General features: G+C 49.7%; 16 protein-coding genes and 1 tRNA gene. 12 read left to right on the top strand and 5 right to left on the bottom strand.

All coding sequences use genetic code 11. The features are described 5' to 3' along the window. Nucleotides 1–111 precede the first annotated feature (111 nt). The 4 genes from prmA to purH all read left to right on the top strand — a co-directional run bounded on the left by prmA (nucleotide 112) and on the right by purH (nucleotide 4,123). Nucleotides 112–1,023, top strand: a complete 912-nt coding sequence (prmA, locus tag CR46_RS0110875) for a 50S ribosomal protein L11 methyltransferase (RefSeq protein WP_030072762.1) — start codon at nucleotides 112–114, stop codon at nucleotides 1,021–1,023. Between the two features lie 98 nt (nucleotides 1,024–1,121). After that, entirely contained in the window at nucleotides 1,122–2,162 is a 1,041-nt protein-coding gene (gene dusB, locus CR46_RS0110870; protein WP_084180449.1) for a tRNA dihydrouridine synthase DusB, read from the top strand. Beyond that, nucleotides 2,159–2,482 (top strand): DNA-binding transcriptional regulator Fis, encoded by a 324-nt coding sequence (fis, locus tag CR46_RS0110865; protein WP_030072758.1) that lies wholly within the window; start codon nucleotides 2,159–2,161, stop codon nucleotides 2,480–2,482. The genes dusB and fis overlap by 4 nt, the downstream gene beginning before the upstream one ends. 60 nt (nucleotides 2,483–2,542) lie before the next feature. After that, a complete protein-coding gene (purH, locus tag CR46_RS0110860) occupies nucleotides 2,543–4,123 on the top strand; it encodes a bifunctional phosphoribosylaminoimidazolecarboxamide formyltransferase/IMP cyclohydrolase (protein WP_030072756.1) in 1,581 nt (526 codons plus the stop codon). Nucleotides 4,124–4,230: 107 nt separating this feature from the next. On the opposite strand, the gene CR46_RS0110855 is transcribed toward purH, so the two are convergent. Together CR46_RS0110855 and folE are read right to left on the bottom strand one after the other, a co-directional pair. After that, entirely contained in the window at nucleotides 4,231–5,688 is a 1,458-nt protein-coding gene (locus CR46_RS0110855; protein ID WP_030072754.1) for an NAD-dependent succinate-semialdehyde dehydrogenase, read from the bottom strand. Between the two features lie 119 nt (nucleotides 5,689–5,807). Next, entirely contained in the window at nucleotides 5,808–6,359 is a 552-nt protein-coding gene (gene folE, locus CR46_RS0110850; RefSeq protein WP_030072751.1) for a GTP cyclohydrolase I FolE, read from the bottom strand. A gap of 297 nt (nucleotides 6,360–6,656) precedes the next feature. On the opposite strand from folE, the gene CR46_RS0110845 reads away from it, so the two are divergent. Then, entirely contained in the window at nucleotides 6,657–7,250 is a 594-nt protein-coding gene (locus CR46_RS0110845; RefSeq protein WP_030072749.1) for a hypothetical protein, read from the top strand. Between the two features lie 46 nt (nucleotides 7,251–7,296). Here CR46_RS0110845 and CR46_RS0110840 read toward each other — a convergent pair whose 3' ends face one another. Continuing rightward, entirely contained in the window at nucleotides 7,297–8,271 is a 975-nt protein-coding gene (locus CR46_RS0110840) for a serine/threonine protein kinase (RefSeq protein ID WP_030072747.1), read from the bottom strand. Nucleotides 8,272–8,304: 33 nt separating this feature from the next. Further along, nucleotides 8,305–8,904 carry a ComF family protein gene (locus CR46_RS0110835; RefSeq protein WP_232222374.1) on the bottom strand — a complete coding sequence of 200 codons (600 nt, stop codon included), beginning with the start codon at nucleotides 8,902–8,904 and terminating at the stop codon, nucleotides 8,305–8,307. Nucleotides 8,905–9,107: 203 nt separating this feature from the next. Between CR46_RS0110835 and CR46_RS0110830 the strand changes: the two genes are divergently transcribed. The 3 genes from CR46_RS0110830 (at nucleotide 9,108) to CR46_RS0110820 (ending at nucleotide 11,111) form a co-directional block, all read left to right on the top strand. Beyond that, nucleotides 9,108–9,192 (top strand) — tRNA-Leu (locus CR46_RS0110830). Between the two features lie 176 nt (nucleotides 9,193–9,368). Further along, nucleotides 9,369–9,998, top strand: coding sequence for a hypothetical protein (locus CR46_RS0110825; protein ID WP_030072743.1), 630 nt, complete (start codon nucleotides 9,369–9,371; stop codon nucleotides 9,996–9,998). A gap of 39 nt (nucleotides 9,999–10,037) precedes the next feature. Beyond that, entirely contained in the window at nucleotides 10,038–11,111 is a 1,074-nt protein-coding gene (locus CR46_RS0110820; RefSeq protein ID WP_030072741.1) for a hypothetical protein, read from the top strand. Nucleotides 11,112–11,197: 86 nt separating this feature from the next. Here the strand turns inward: CR46_RS0110820 and CR46_RS0110815 are convergent, their stop codons facing one another. Further along, nucleotides 11,198–11,959, bottom strand: coding sequence for an SDR family oxidoreductase (locus tag CR46_RS0110815; protein ID WP_030072739.1), 762 nt, complete (start codon nucleotides 11,957–11,959; stop codon nucleotides 11,198–11,200). A 228-nt stretch (nucleotides 11,960–12,187) separates the two neighbouring features. Here CR46_RS0110815 and CR46_RS0110810 point away from each other — a divergent pair, with 228 nt between their 5' ends. The 4 genes from CR46_RS0110810 to CR46_RS0110790 all read left to right on the top strand — a co-directional run bounded on the left by CR46_RS0110810 (nucleotide 12,188) and on the right by CR46_RS0110790 (nucleotide 15,776). After that, a complete protein-coding gene (locus CR46_RS0110810; protein WP_030072737.1) occupies nucleotides 12,188–12,655 on the top strand; it encodes an FxsA family protein in 468 nt (155 codons plus the stop codon). 229 nt (nucleotides 12,656–12,884) lie between these two features. Then, the gene (locus CR46_RS0110800; protein WP_030072732.1) at nucleotides 12,885–13,178 is read left to right on the top strand and encodes a co-chaperone GroES; all 294 of its coding nucleotides are present in this window, start codon (nucleotides 12,885–12,887) and stop codon (nucleotides 13,176–13,178) included. Nucleotides 13,179–13,236: 58 nt separating this feature from the next. Beyond that, nucleotides 13,237–14,880, top strand: a complete 1,644-nt coding sequence (gene groL, locus CR46_RS0110795) for a chaperonin GroEL (RefSeq protein ID WP_030072731.1) — start codon at nucleotides 13,237–13,239, stop codon at nucleotides 14,878–14,880. 161 nt (nucleotides 14,881–15,041) lie between these two features. Next, nucleotides 15,042–15,776 carry an RNA methyltransferase gene (locus CR46_RS0110790; RefSeq protein WP_030072728.1) on the top strand — a complete coding sequence of 245 codons (735 nt, stop codon included), beginning with the start codon at nucleotides 15,042–15,044 and terminating at the stop codon, nucleotides 15,774–15,776. Nucleotides 15,777–15,846 lie beyond the last annotated feature (70 nt).

The following is a 15,846-nucleotide window of genomic DNA, read 5'->3' as shown; positions in this document are numbered from 1 at the left end:
ATAGCTGTAAAAGCGCTGAATAGATAGCTGATAATACTCAACGGGGTGGCCATAGCCACCCCGTTATTGTTTTACCTTTGCGTGAATGCACTTACGCCGTGGAGATTGCTGATGCCCTGGCTCCAACTCAAAGCCCATGTTGCTCCAGAACAAGCCGAACTGCTAGAAGATTTACTGTTAGAGGAAGGTGCGACAGCCATTGGCCTTCAAGATGCCCACGATGATCCTGTTTTCGAACCTGAGCGGGGTACTACACCGCTTTGGCAGGACACTATTCTGACAGGGCTCTATGACGACTTAGATGGAATCGACGCCATGCTTGAACGTATTCGAGCAGCCTGGTCTGAGCGAATGCCCGACGAACCCTGCCCAGTGATTGAGTATGAACTATTAGCTGATCGAGATTGGGAAAGGGAGTGGATGGATGATTTTACACCGCTACGGATGGGACAACGACTATGGATTGTGCCTAGCTGGCACGAACCACCAGAGGCAAATGCCGTTAATCTGATACTCGACCCTGGTCTGGCATTTGGCACCGGCACCCACCCAACGACAGCGCTTTGTTTGGAATGGCTAGATAGCTTGGCAGTTAACGGTGGATTAGAAAATAAACACGTCCTGGATGTTGGGTGTGGCTCAGGCATCCTGGCTATTGCCGCTTTAAAGCTAGGGGCAACTCACGCGGATGGTACTGATATCGACCCCCAGGCATTACAAGCAAGCCGTGATAATGCCGCACGGAATGACATTAACGAAGCGCAATTGTCACTCTACTATCCCGAGCAGTTAGCCAACGGCCTATATCCGATCGTCACGGCCAATATTTTAGCAGGCCCACTGGTTGAACTGGCCTCAATGATTGCAGGTCATGTAGCGTCGGGCGGGCAGATAGCACTATCTGGCATTTTAGCGAACCAGGCAGATGAGGTGTTACAGGCCTACGAGGCACAGGGTCTGATAATGGAAGAACCCACAATTCGTGAAGGATGGGTCCGTCTATCAGGCTACCGGCCCGTTTAATCTAGCCTTCGGCCTTCACCCCATCGCCGAGTAGGCGTATCATACGCCCCCTCTAAACGCCTACTCGGCGACGTTTATCGGTACTACAGCGCAGCATAATGACCACACAAAACTTTCAGCCACCCAAGGTTGGGCCTTACCAGTTACCTAACCACGTTATTTTGGCGCCGATGGCAGGCGTTACTGACCGCCCATTTCGCCAACTTTGTCGACGCTTGGGGGCTGGCTGGGTGGTTGGTGAAATGGTCACCGCCGATCCTTCTCTTTGGCACACCCGAAAATCCAAGCTGCGCATGGATCATGAAGGTGAACCCGACCCACGGGTTGTGCAAATTGCCGGGGGCGATGCTGAGATGCTGGCGAATGCTGCGCGCCTGAATGCAGAACTTGGCGCTCAAGTGATTGATATCAACATGGGCTGTCCGGCAAAAAAGGTCTGCAATAAGGCCGCTGGCTCTGCCCTAATGCGTGATGAAGCACTAGTCGCTGAGATTCTTGATGCTGTTGTAAAAGCCGTTGATATACCCGTTACTTTAAAAATTCGCACTGGCTGGTCTGCTGACGCTAACAACGGTTTACGCATTGCTAAACTTGCAGAATCAGCAGGCATTCAGGCCTTGGCAGTACATGGACGTCATCGAGAGCAGCGCTATACTGGATGGGCTGAGTACGACACTATTGCTGACATTAAATCGCGTTTGACAATCCCGGTGGTCGCTAATGGGGATATTACCAGCCCACAAAAAGCCAAAGAGGTATTGTCATATACAGGCGCCGATGCAGTAATGATTGGTCGTGGAGCGCAAGGTAATCCGTGGATATTTCAGCAAATCACACACTATCTTACCCATGGGGAATTGTTAGCACCGCCTACTCTTAGTGAGCGGCGCCAGGTTCTCGAAGCGCATTTAAGGGCTCTACACGCTTTTTATGGCGAGACTATGGGGGTGCGAATAGCACGCAAACATCTAGGGTGGTATTTAGCTGAAGATCCGCGCTTCAATGAAAAACAACATTATCTGTTAAAGCAGCAATTTAATGCGCTTGCTACACCAGAATCACAATTCGATTGGATTAATGATGCCATGACGCAAGACGCTGCAGGGCGTCTGCTAGCCAAAGGAAGCCATGCTGCATGACTGAACGCGACCTGCTTTCGAACGAGCTCTCTCACCGCCTTTCCGGGACACTCGCAGACCCCGCCGCGAGTGCCCCGCCGCAACCATTAAGGGAAGCAGTTGAGACAGCAATACGCCGTTACTTCGAGCATCTCGATGGCAGCCAGGCAACCGATCTCTACACGATGGTGATGGCCGAAGTGGAAGCACCGTTACTTAGCTGTGTAATGGAGCACACCGAGGGCAACCAAACCCGTGCCGCGGATGTATTAGGCTTAAATCGTGGCACATTGCGCAAAAAACTTAAGCTATATGGCTTGATTGAAGGTGACGCCCCATAAGGGGCGTTATTGTTTGTAATTTTCGACGTTAACTCCTTGACTCTGCACACGAGCACTCTAATGGCTGATAGCACTGCTACCCCCGTCCGTCGCGCCCTTTTGAGCGTATCCGATAAAACTGGCATTGTTGAATTCGCCCGCGGTTTGAGCCAGCACGGCGTGGAACTCCTCTCGACTGGCGGCACCTTCCGTTTACTTCAAGAAAATGCCATTCCTGTTAAAGAAGTTTCTGAGCACACCGGGTTTCCCGAAATCATGGATGGTCGTGTGAAAACACTGCACCCGAAGATCCATGGCGGTATTCTAGCGCGCCGCGGCCAGGATGATGCCGTAATGGCCGAGAACGACATTACCCCTATCGACATGGTGGTGGTTAATCTTTATCCCTTCGCCGCCACCGTTGCCAACCCGGACTGCACCCTAGAAGACGCCATTGAAAATATTGATATCGGCGGACCGACCATGGTGCGGGCATGCGCAAAAAATCACGCCTACACCACTATTGTGGTAAATGCTGAAGACTATGCCCGAGTATTAGGAGAGCTGGCAGCGCAAGACGGTCAAGTAAGCGCTGCGACACGCTTTGATTTGGCAGTAAAAGCGTTTGAACACACCGCTGGTTATGATGGTGCTATTGCCAATTATCTTGGTCGCAAAGTCACCAGCGAAGACTCAACGTTCGCCCGCACCTTTAACCTGCAATTAGCTAAAAAGCAGGACATGCGATACGGTGAAAACCCGCATCAGCAAGCAGCATTTTACGTAGACCCAATGGCCAACGAGCCAAGTGTTGCTACAGCCAAAACCCTACAAGGCAAGCCACTTTCTTTTAATAATGTGGCTGATACAGACGCAGCATTTGAATGCGTTAAAGCGTTTGATGAAACGGCTTGTGTGATCGTGAAACATGCCAATCCTTGCGGGGTAGCCATTGGCACTACTGCGCTTGAGGCATATGAAAAAGCCTTTGCTACCGATCCGACGAGTGCTTTTGGCGGCATTATTGCATTTAACGTAACGCTGGATACTGAAACAGCCCGTGCCATTATCGACCGCCAGTTTGTAGAAGTTATTATTGCCCCGGGTGTAAGTGATGAGGCAGCTGCCATCATTGCAGAAAAACAGAATGTTCGCCTGCTTGATGTCAGCGCCCACTGGCCTGGCGAAGCACAACCAGCGTTTGACTTTAAACGGGTTAACGGTGGGCTGTTAGTACAAGAGCGTGACCAGGGCATGGTAACGCGGGAAGAACTGACCGTGGTTAGCGACCGCTCACCGTCAGAACAAGAACTACGTGATCTAGGCTTTGCTTGGAGAGTCGCTAAATTTGTTAAATCGAACGCCATTGTATATGCCAAAGAAGGGCAAACCATTGGCGTTGGCGCTGGTCAAATGAGTCGAGTTTACTCGGCCAAAATTGCAGGTATTAAAGCAGCCGATGAGGGCCTTTCCGTGCCTGGCTCAGTAATGGCATCGGATGCCTTCTTCCCCTTCCGTGATGGCATTGATGCCGCTGCAGCCGCAGGCATTACCGCGGTAATTCAGCCAGGCGGTTCAATGCGTGACCAGGAAGTGATTGATGCTGCTAACGAAGCAGGCATTGCTATGGTATTTACGGGCATGCGCCACTTCCGCCATTAATCATCTGGCCATAAAAGCAGGCCCCCACTGGTTTTCCGGTGGGGGCCTGCTTGCTGATAGCGCTATTTATTAGTAATGCTATTTATTAGTAGTAATTGTGCCTGCGCTTAACCGAGATCAATGCATAGATATTTTGTCTCAAGGTACTCTTCCAAGCCTTGATGCCCACCTTCTCGCCCAAGGCCAGATGCTTTTACGCCACCAAAGGGGGCAGCTGCATTAGAAATAAGACCGGTATTAACTCCTACCATGCCGTACTCAAGTGCATCAGCAACACGCCAGACGCGACCCAGATCTCGCGAATAGAAATAAGAGGCTAAGCCATACTCGGTGTCATTAGCCATCTCAATGGCCGTTTCCTCATCATCGAAGGGAAAGACCGCTGCTAATGGCCCAAACGTTTCTTCCTGAGCAACTTTCATTTTATCCGTTGCAAAACTGATCAATGTGGGCGTAAAAAAGTTTCCACCCAACGGGTGCGGATGACCACCTAATAGCAGCTCAGCCCCTTTATCGACTGCATCTTGCACGTGCTCACTCACCTTTTTGACCGCGTCACTGTCGATAAGCGGCCCAATGTTGATGTTGGGCTCGGTGCCATTGCCCACATACAACTCACTATTCATAGCAACTGCCAACTTCTCACAGAAAGCATTGATAACACTGGACTGCACCAAAAACCGATTAGTACAGACACATGTCTGGCCCGCATTACGAAACTTAGCCGCCATGGCACCCTCAACAGCGGCATCAAGGTCTGCATCTTCAAAAACGATGAAAGGCGCATTACCCCCTAACTCAAGAGAGATTTTTTGGACATGCTCAGCCGCTTGGGCCATAAGCTTACGCCCAACTTCCGTCGATCCTGTAAAGGTGATTTTGCGCACTTTGGGAGATTGGGTAAGCGCCTTAGCGATATCCGCCGCACTGCCGGGGACTACATTGAATACGCCACGGGGTATACCTGCTCTTTCTGCCAACATAGCAAGCGCAGTGGCAGAAAAAGGCGTTTGGCTAGCAGGCTTAACAACAATCGTACAACCTGCTGCTAACGCAGCACCCGCTTTACGGGTAATCATGGCAGCTGGGAAATTCCAAGGAGTAATAGCCCCCACAACCCCAACTGGCTGCTTTGTTACCACGATGCGCTGGTTAGCTTTAGCGGCAGGAATCGTCTCGCCGTAGACACGACGCGCCTCTTCTGCAAACCAACGCAAGAAGCTTGCGGCATAAACAATTTCGCCTTCGGCCTCTTTTACCGGCTTGCCTTGCTCATAGGTCATAAGCAAAGCAAGATCATGTTTATGTTCCAGCATGAGATCATGCCACTTCAGCAACAGATCAGCTCGTTCCTGAGCGGTCAAAGCACGCCAAGCGGGTAAGGCAGCATCCGCTGCATCAATAGCACGCTCAGTTTCAGCCTTGCCCAGCCGGGGCATGTCGCCAACAGGCTCGCCCGTAGCTGGGTTTAAGACATTAATTTGCTCGCCGCTGTCGGCGGCAACCCAACTGCCATCAATATAGGCAAACGGGCAATATAGCTGTGTTTCTTTCAGCGCTTCCATGACAGACTCCTGACCAAAATTTGGCCTCACGGGCTCATTGACCTGTTCATGCTAAGACGAAACCGCGTAATTAACCAAATCTTTGCGATGAAATCTGCCAAAGGTTTTCTGCCAACGCCTCAGCTGATAAGCGTTAAAAACTCCTGCCTTGTCGCCTGGTTAGTGCGGAAACCACCCAACATCACAGAAGACGTCATACTTGAATTTTGCTTTTCCACACCGCGCATCATCATGCAAAGATGGCGTGCTTCAATCACCACTGCGACACCTCTTGACTGGGTCACTTGCTGCACTGCCTCAGCAATCTCACGGGTCAAATTTTCTTGAATTTGCATACGCCTAGCGTACATATCAACAATACGGGCAAATTTTGACAAACCTAATACTTTACCGCTGGGAAGATAGGCAATATGACATTTACCAATAAATGGCAGCAGGTGGTGCTCACACATCGAGTACATCTCAATGTCTTTTACCAGTACCATTTCATCTGTTTGTGACTCAAATACCGCCCCATTGACAATTTCTTCAAGCGATTGCTGATAACCAGCATTCAAGAACTGCATAGCTTTTGCAGCTCTTTTAGGCGTGTCGCGCAGCCCCTCGCGATCAGGGTTTTCGCCAATTGCTGAAATAATATGGCGGTAGTGCTGAGCAATGTCGTCGGTCATTTGTAGCCTCATCAAAACTGTACGTACCAGCAATTAGATAAACGCATGAAATACAAGAGCGTTTTATCGCCAGCGAAAATATAGATACTTTCAATAGCTTGAACTGTGCATCAATAATGTACAAAAAATATACTTGAAACAACTTTTGCACAATAAAAAACACGGTAGATCACTATTTTAACGCACCTAACTCTGCTGTGGCAGAGTGCCGCGCTCCCCCCTTTGAGACTATTTAAGCTGTGCTATCATTCATCTAACTAGTCAGCTTAATTCGTAGTGCTCATCTGAGAGTTTCTTATGTCATTCAAACCTGCATCATTTTTCTTAACCGCCCTACTCGGAACTGCATTGGCCACGCCTACTCTGGCCGCCGAGCAAACATTAACCCTACCCAGTGGGGCGAGTGTCGGCGTTGAAGTCACCGAAGAATTTACTTTTACCGACAGCCAAACGCGCCATGAAGAGATCTTACTTCACCCTACCCAAGCTGAGGGTGCTTCCCATGAGTTGCCTGAATATTGTGTGCTCGTCGCCAATGCTCAGCTTTCCAATGGACGAATTCGTATCACGACACAAGACGCAACCTGTATTGAGACAAACGACGCTGAAAGCGCTATTTTCACAGGGTCATTTAGTGCAAGTGCATATGCGCAAGATGGTCAGTATGGGCTTGCCTGCGACGATGCTTCGTGCACCTTATCGCCAGGTCAATCGTTTGTAGTTACGCTAGACAAAGATATCGACATAAACGCGCAAGATAATCCTTCAGCAGAGATTAACGCGGCTCGGCGACAAGCGGATGGAGAGGGCGTCGCCAACCCCATCCCATCGGATCAGCCTGACCCCGATGAGAGCGCTGAAAACCCACGCTCTGTTAACCAACCTGAATAGTCCCTCACTTCACTAGCAGGCAATGGCTGCATGACTTTAACCATTGTCATGCTAGCCAAATAGGTCTCTCAAGCTGTAATAGTTGCTGCTCAAGCTGGCGGATGTGCTGGTCCCAATAACCGCGCTCTGCCAGCCATGGAAAAGCACGCGGAAAGGCAGGGTCTTCCCAGCGAGAAACCAGCCATGCGGTATAACGGATAAGGCGATAAGCCCTTAGTGGCTCAATTAATGAAAGCTGGTCATGCGGAAAGGCCCGTTCTTCCTCATATCCTTCAACAATTTCACTTAACTGTGCTCGCCAACTAGAGGGGTCACCCTCGGGGAGCAGCATCCAAATATCTTGTATTGCAGGTGCCATAAGACAATCATCAAAATCTACTAAGGTGAATGCCTCGTCTCTTCCTAGCACATTGCCTAAATGACAATCGCCATGCGTTCGAATCAGCCGGTTGTGGGCAAGGGGATAGTTATCTAACTGGCCAAGAATTTTTTGAACGACATTTCTATAAGCACGCTGCTGATGCTTGCTTAGTCTTTCGCTTTTGATAACACGAGCTTCTGCATCATTAATATCGCTTTGCCAATCAAGTGTTGGCCTGTGGTGAAATGCCTGTCGAGCGGATACCGCATGCAGCCGCCCTATTACGTTACCGAGTGCAAAAAGATGCGCGGGATTGTCTAATTCAGGCGCTTGGCCACTACACTGAGGATAAAGCGTGAAGCGAAACTGCTGATAGGTATGGAGTGATTCACCACACTGATCTCGCCAGGGCGCAATAACAGGCACGTCGGCATTAGCCAACTCTTGAAGAAAATCATGCTCTTCCTGAATAACGCTATCCGCCCAACGACCAGGACGATAAAATTTCACGACCCAACGCTCACCGTCCTCGTCGCGAAACATCAATACGCGATTTTCATAGCTGTTCAGTGCAAACGGCTCACCAGCTGGCCAAATGCCTACCGATTCCGCAGCAGACATCACTAAATCGGGAGAAAGCGTGCTAAACGGGTGTGGCATAAACCGCTCCTATCCAATAAAGCCTGCATTCTATCAATTATGTATCAGCGGTGTTCGCGCAACCGCCCAAATATCGACCCGCTGAGCACCGGCACGGAGTGCTTCTCTTGCGAGCGCATGGCCAGTTGCTCCGGTGGTCACAACATCGTCAATAATTGTGAGATGTTTGGGAAGTGGACCATTAATACGAAAAGCGCCCATTAAATTGTGCATGCGCTCGTTCCTATTTAATGTACGCTGAGAAGGCTGTTGCTTGAGGCATTCCGCTTTTATAACGGGAAATTCGACCTGCCTTCCTAGCTGCGTAGCCAACCAATAAGACTGATTAAAACCACGCTTTCGGGCTCGAACAGTGTGCATAGGGACAGGCAAAAGAGCGCTACCTAACTCGTTAGGTACATTCGCCATCATCAGCTCTACTAACAACATACCCGCACGCGGTGACGCATTGAATTTAAAGTCATGAACTAACGCTCGTATAGGCCCTTCAAATAACAGCTCCACCGTCGCGGCGGTAAATGCTGGCGGTTGCTCTCGGCAGTGACCGCAAACAGCTTGAACGGACGCCACGCCTCCAGCATCCAAGGGCTCTTTACAGCGAAAGCAGCCACTATCATTCCATGGCAACTGCATAAAACACTCCTGGCACCAACTGGCCCGACTCTCAGGAGAAAGACAAAACGCGCAATAACCTGGCAACCCATTCTTGGCCCAAGTACTGGCGTAATGCGCTAGCCGCGTAAAAATCATCTACCCCCCTCACACGCCAATTTTATATTTTTCATAACACAGCGTTGACATTTACAAGGATGCTGTTAATATACGCCTCGTCTTCAGCGGATGTGGTGGAATTGGTAGACACGCTAGATTTAGGTTCTAGTGCCGTAAGGTGTGGGAGTTCGAGTCTCCCCATCCGCACCAATTAAAAAGTATTTACCTTACTCAAGGTGCTTACTTCCAAGAAAATTCGGTAGCCTTGAGCTAACCGAATTTTTTTGTTTTAAGACTCTGCATAACCCGACTAGCTGACCTCAACTCATTTTTGCGCTACGTTAGCAGTTATCCATACCACTTTGATTTGAGAAGGATCTCAACCTATGGAATGGCTTAACGATAACGCCCAAGCAATATCTGCCATCGCCAGCATTTGCACTCTGTTCGTATGGGTGTTTTATGCCCAACTGCTTTATAACGGCTATGTCCGCCAGCGCCGCCCTAGGATTATTGTCAACCGTGGCAAGGGCGTAGGTAAAGACGCATTGTGCTTAATAAGCAATATGAGTAGTGAAGCTATTTATATTCAACATTTAGTCGCTGTACTGCACACAGATGAGCACTGCTATGAACTTGATGTAGTCGAGTATCAGCAACAAAGCGCTGACGATGAAAGCGAGCGTTACCGCACACACCAAGGTCCCCTAGCATCAGGCGATTATCTCCATATACAATCCTTTGGCACAATCGTCGAGCAGCTCATCAGCCATTATAATATTGATGAACAGTCATTAAGACAGCAAAAACCTCAGCTTGAAATACGTGTTATTGCTATCTATGGCTCTGAAGATATGCCGATTGGCGCATCGCGGCACTTTAAATTAGACCTTTCTGCCGACTCACTGCACCAACTCAACCCGCTGCAGGTCGACACAAAACGCATGACCAGCCGCCAAGAACGCAAGCGCGTCTTACAATGGGCTAAAGATATTGAAATGTACAAAGCAAAATAACATGCCATCTTCGGGCAATATTTTTCTAGGAACTCTTCGATGAAACCAGTGCTCGCGGTCGTTTGTCTAGGCATACTTTGTGCACTGTCTCCAGACGTCTATGCTGCCAATAGCAACGCGGATCAGAGCTATGAAACTGAGAGCTATGAAACTGAGAGCTATGAGACTGGCACCTATGAAACTGAAGAAGATAGCGACAGCGACTTACCTGAATGGGCTGAAACACACGTTGAGCCATTTCGAGCACGCATCGGCAACTGGGTAGATAATACCTCACGAAATATTGACTCTTTTTTTGGCGGCGAACAATCCTCTTCTGCCGATAACAGATCTTACCTTCGTCTTGGCCAAGAGATTGACTGGATGGAAGGTGAAGGCACAAGTGGCGATATTAGCGTGCGTTATCGCATTGACCTTCCCACTACAGAAGATCGCCTTCGCCTAATTATCGAGAGCGATCCAGAAGAATCGCAGGGTACGCTAGCCGAACAAGGCTCTGGGCGACTCTACAACGACCAGCGCGATCGCCGAACATCAACCTTTGGTCTTGATTGGTTAGAAAGTAGAGACAAACGCGAGAACTGGAGCAATCGCTTTGGCGCAGGCGTTCGTCTACGCCTTCCACTTGATCCCTATGTACGCTTTACCAGCGAACGTCTGTGGGATTTTAAGGATAGCCCCTGGCAGCTCGAATCATTCAATCGACTATCTTGGTTTAACAACTCCGGGTATTCAGCACGTACTGAGTGGGATATTGGACGTCCGCTGTCTACCAATCGCCACCTGAGATTTATCACCAATGTGCAATGGCGTGAAGAGGAAGACACGCTTGAGTACAGTGAGATAGTGCAGTTAAACCAACGCTTAAATAGCCGTAGCGCGCTGCGTTATTCGGCTATTGCCATTGGTGAAAGCCTATCTAATCCTCGAATGACAAACTACTATTTGCAAACTCGCTACCGCAGAGATATCCATAAAGGGATACTATTTGCAGATGTCATCCCAGAACTACATTTTCAACGCGAGGTCAGCTATGACCCACGATGGGCAATGACACTACGCGTGGAAATGTATTTCCAACGCGAAATACAGCGGGATTATTTTCACTTCTAGTTGCGAACACTCTTTACTAAGACTGCATCAATTGAAACGTACTACAAGGCACTGGCACGGCTACCAGCGCCCCGTCTGTTAACCGATTAAAGCCGCAACCCACCATCACACTCAATAATTCGCGCGGTAAAGTAATCGTTTTCAAAAATGAAAGCGACGCTTTGTGCGATGTTATCGGGATGACCCAACTGCTTAAGTGGAACACTAGAGGCGATTCTTTCTAGCATATCTGGGCGCATGGCAGCGGTCATTTCGGTTTCAATAAACCCTGGCGCTACGGTTCCTGTACGAATCCCGTAACGGGCAAGTTCCTTACCCCAAGTCACTGTTAACGCATGCACACCCGCTTTGGCGGCTGCATAATTGCTTTGGCCTATATTACCAGCGCGAGAAATACTCGAAATATTAACAATAACGCCTTGATGCCCAGCTTCTACCATCTGCGTTGCGGCTTCGCGTCCACATAGAAAAACGCCTGTTAAATTCACATCAAGCACTTTTTGCCATGATGCTAACGACATACGTTTTTCAACCACACCTTCCTTCGCTTTAATCAAGAGACCGTCGTCAGTGATACCAGCATTATTGACACAACCGCCAACCGGACCCATGCGCGATGCAATGTCAGCAAATGCCTGCTGTACAGATTGCTCATCAGCCACATTCGTTACAAATGCTTTTGCTTGGATATCGTGGGATTCCAACACTGATACAGCGTCATCCAATGCTTCGGCACTCATATCCAAAAGTGCCAGTCGTGCGCCCTGCTTACCTAAACGCTGCGCTATAGCAAAGCCTAGACCGCGAGCACCACCCGTAATGGCAATTACTTTATTCGTCAGGTTCATGTGATTCTCCTTAGATCAACACTTCGTAAATGCACCAATGCATAATAATTAGCATCGTGATACGTCAACGCCTCTATTGTGCATTGCAGCATAGAAGTTTCAGCGCAAAATATCGAGTTTTAGAATAGCTAAGAGAGTAGCTAAGACAGCATCCACCCACTGGCAAGCTGCTTGTTTTTTCAATTTCTGTCACCATATTCACCGATTACGCCTGTCATGGAGTTTGTCATGCCCCTTCTTCTTTTTATATCGTTGTTTACGTTAGTTGATTTTGTACTGTTGTTTTCAATTGGTAGCCAAATCGGTTTATTAACCACCCTGCTACTGGTGCTAGGCACTGGTTTTATTGGGCTGCACCTAATTCGCAAAGAGGGCGTTTCCACCTTGGCGCGCGCGCGACAACGTATGCAGGTAGGCGAAATTCCTTCTCAAGAACTATTTACCGGAGCGGCACTAATTTTTGGCGGCGCTCTGTTATTAGCACCTGGTTTTTTGTCCGACGCGCTAGGCATTGCCTGCCTGCTACCTAACGCTCGACAACTAATGTTCAAGGTGCTCACCTGGCTAGGCTTAAAAAGCACCGGTAGCCAGCAGCAGGCAAGCTATGAGCAGGGCAATACATCACGATCAAACGATCAACAAGGGCCGATTGAAGGTGAATTCATTAGTCGAGATGAAACCGCAAGACGGCGCTGAAGCCTCATTCAAGAAGAATGTCACAAAACCACATTTTTTTATCACTTACCCCTTGAAAGGTTCTCGCCAGCCCCCACTTTTGAGTCAGCATACAAATTCGGCGAAGGCTTTAGCATTCGCCATTAACATGAAGGTGTTTAACCTTCACTTTTCGCGGGCTGCTGCCCACGAAAATCTCATTTAGCTAACCGCCCTAATGGGCTCAGACGATACTCAGGAGAACGTGAGCATGAATATCCGTCCTTTGCACGATCGCGTCGTTGTTCGTCGCGTGGAAGAAGAGCAGAAAACCGCTGGCGGCATCGTGCTACCGGGCAATGCCCAGGAAAAACCCACCCGTGGCGAAATCCTGGCAGCTGGTAATGGCCGTATTCTAGATAACGGCGACGTTCGCCCGCTGGACGTAAAAGTTGGCGACACAGTGATTTTCAAAGACGGTTTCGGCGTTGAGAAGCAAAAAATCAATGGCGAAGAAGTTCTGATCATGAGCGAAGCCGATATTTTGGCGGTTGTCGAAGGCTAATCAGCGCCTCGACCACTCACTTTTCCTTTTAAATTTCACTGTTTAGGAAATAACGAACATGGCAGCTAAGCAAGTTAAGTTTTCCGATGATGCCCGCAAACGCATGGCGCGTGGTGTAGACGTTCTGGCTAACGCAGTAAAAGTTACTCTCGGCCCGAAAGGTCGGAATGTGGTACTGGACAAGTCCTTTGGCGCACCGACCGTCACTAAAGATGGTGTTTCTGTTGCTAAAGAGATCGAACTAAAAGACAAGTTCGAAAACATGGGTGCTCAGATGGTTAAGGAAGTTGCTTCCAAGACCTCTGACGCTGCCGGCGATGGCACCACGACGGCTACCGTTCTGGCTCAAGCGATTGTTGCGGAAGGCCTAAAAGGCGTGACTGCGGGCATGAACCCGATGGATCTTAAGCGTGGCATCGATCAAGCGGTGAGCGCGGCTGTTAAAGAGATTCAGGCAATGTCTGTTCCATGCACCGACACCAAGTCGATTGCTCAGGTAGGCACCATCTCTGCTAACGGCGACAAGCGCATCGGCGAAATCATTGCTGAAGCAATGGAAAAAGTTGGTAAAGAAGGCGTTATCACCGTCGATGAAGGCCGTGGCTTTGAAGATGAGCTAGAAGTAGTAGAAGGTATGCAGTTTGATCGCGGCTACCTATCGCCCTACTTTGTCACCAATCAAGACACCATGGCCGTTGAGCTGGAAGACCCCTACATCCTGCTCGTCGACAAGAAAATCTCCAACATCCGTGAACTACTACCGGTGCTGGAAGCTGTTGCTAAGCAAGGCAAACCGCTCGCGATTATCGCTGAAGACATCGAAGGCGAAGCGCTGGCAACCTTGGTTGTAAACAACATGCGCGGCATCGTCAAAGTGGCTGCTGCTAAGGCACCTGGCTTCGGCGACCGTCGTAAAGCAATGCTGCAGGATATCGCTATCCTGACCAACGGTACTGTGATTTCTGAAGAAGTCGGCCTAACGCTTGAACAAGCGAACCTAGATCACCTGGGTACCGCTAAGCGCATGACGATGTCTAAAGAAAACACCACCATCATCGATGGCGCGGGTGTAGAAAACGACATCGAAGCTCGTGTTAATCAGATTCGTGCGCAAATTGAAGAGACCTCTTCTGATTACGACAAAGAGAAGCTGCAAGAGCGCGTTGCCAAACTGGCAGGCGGCGTTGCGGTAATCCGCGTCGGTGCGGCTACCGAAGTAGAAATGAAAGAGAAGAAAGCTCGCGTTGAAGATGCTCTGCACTCAACTCGCGCTGCAGTAGAAGAAGGCGTTGTACCTGGTGGTGGTACTGCACTGGTTCGCGTCATGGCTAAAGTACAAGGCCTGACTGGCGACAACGAAGACCAGAACCATGGCATCAACATGGCGCTGCGCGCTATGCAGTCTCCGCTGCGCCAGATTGTTACCAACGCCGGCGAAGAAGCCGCTGTTGTTATCAACCGCGTAAAAGATGGCGAAGGCAACTTCGGCTACAACGCACAAACTGGCGAGTACGGCGACCTGTTCGAAATGGGCGTTCTCGACCCGGCTAAAGTAACCCGTACTGCTCTGCAGTCCGCTGGTTCCGTTGCTGGTCTGATGATCACCACAGAGTGCATGATCGCTGACGACCCTGAAGAGAAAGACGCCGCTCCAGACATGGGTGGCATGGGCGGAATGGGTGGTATGGGTGGAATGATGTGATCCACCCCTGAGCCTATCGCTCTGACGTTTAACGTCGCTAAGAACCCCGCCATGTGCGGGGTTCTTTTATTTAAAGACGCCCCACCTTCCTGCCTCTGACGATAGTTAAAAGCATGCTACCATCAGCGCCTTTATCCGGCAGCTTGTAGGTCTTCATTACCGTGCTCTCCAATATTCGCATCGTACTAGTGCAAACCTTCCACCCAGGCAACATTGGCGCTACCGCTCGCGCGATGAAAACCATGGGCTTATCTGAGCTCATCTTGGTTAATCCCCGGGCGTTTCCTGATGACGAAGCAACTCGCATGGCCGCAGGTGCAACGGATGTGCTTGAACATGCCCGTTGTGTAAGCAGCCTTGAAGAGGCAGTTAGTGATTGCGTACAAGTGGTGGGGGCGAGTGCAAGGCTCCGCAGCCTGCCGCTCCCGCATTTTGATGAACCCGATGACATGGCGCAGCAAGTGATTGAGAACGCCACACAAGCGCCGGTTGCGCTGGTGTTCGGACGCGAGCGTTCAGGCCTCACTAACGATGAGATACGCTGCTGCACACACCAGGTAAGTATCCCAGCCAACCCTGAATACGGTATTTTAAATCTCTCCCAGGCGGTACAAATTTTAGCCTATGAAGTGCACCGCGCTTGGCGTAGGCGCGACGATAGCGCCTTCATTTATCAACGCCCAATTGAAGCTACGCCACCTAGCCGCGAGCAGTTTTTACACTTTCAAGACCACCTTGGACGTTTAATGCAGCAAAGTGGCTTTCTAACTCAGCCTCATGCTCGCACGGAAGAGCAGCTTCAGGCGCTGTTTGCTCGCGCACAGCCCAGCCGTAAGGAACTCTCCTTACTTCGTGGCCTGCTCAGCGCTTTTGAAACGCATTTACCTAAGCAGTAGTTACAGTTTTAACGTAAAGAAGGGCAGCTCATAGCTGCCCTTCTGTTGGTCTGTAAGAAAACTGTGAAAA

Origin of the sequence: Vreelandella neptunia (assembly GCF_000712975.1) — a bacterium.
In the GTDB taxonomy this organism is placed as follows: Bacteria; Pseudomonadota; Gammaproteobacteria; order Pseudomonadales; family Halomonadaceae; genus Vreelandella; species Vreelandella qaidamensis.
Note: the sequence above shows the minus strand (reverse complement) of the source record. Positions and strands in the feature narration are given on the sequence as shown.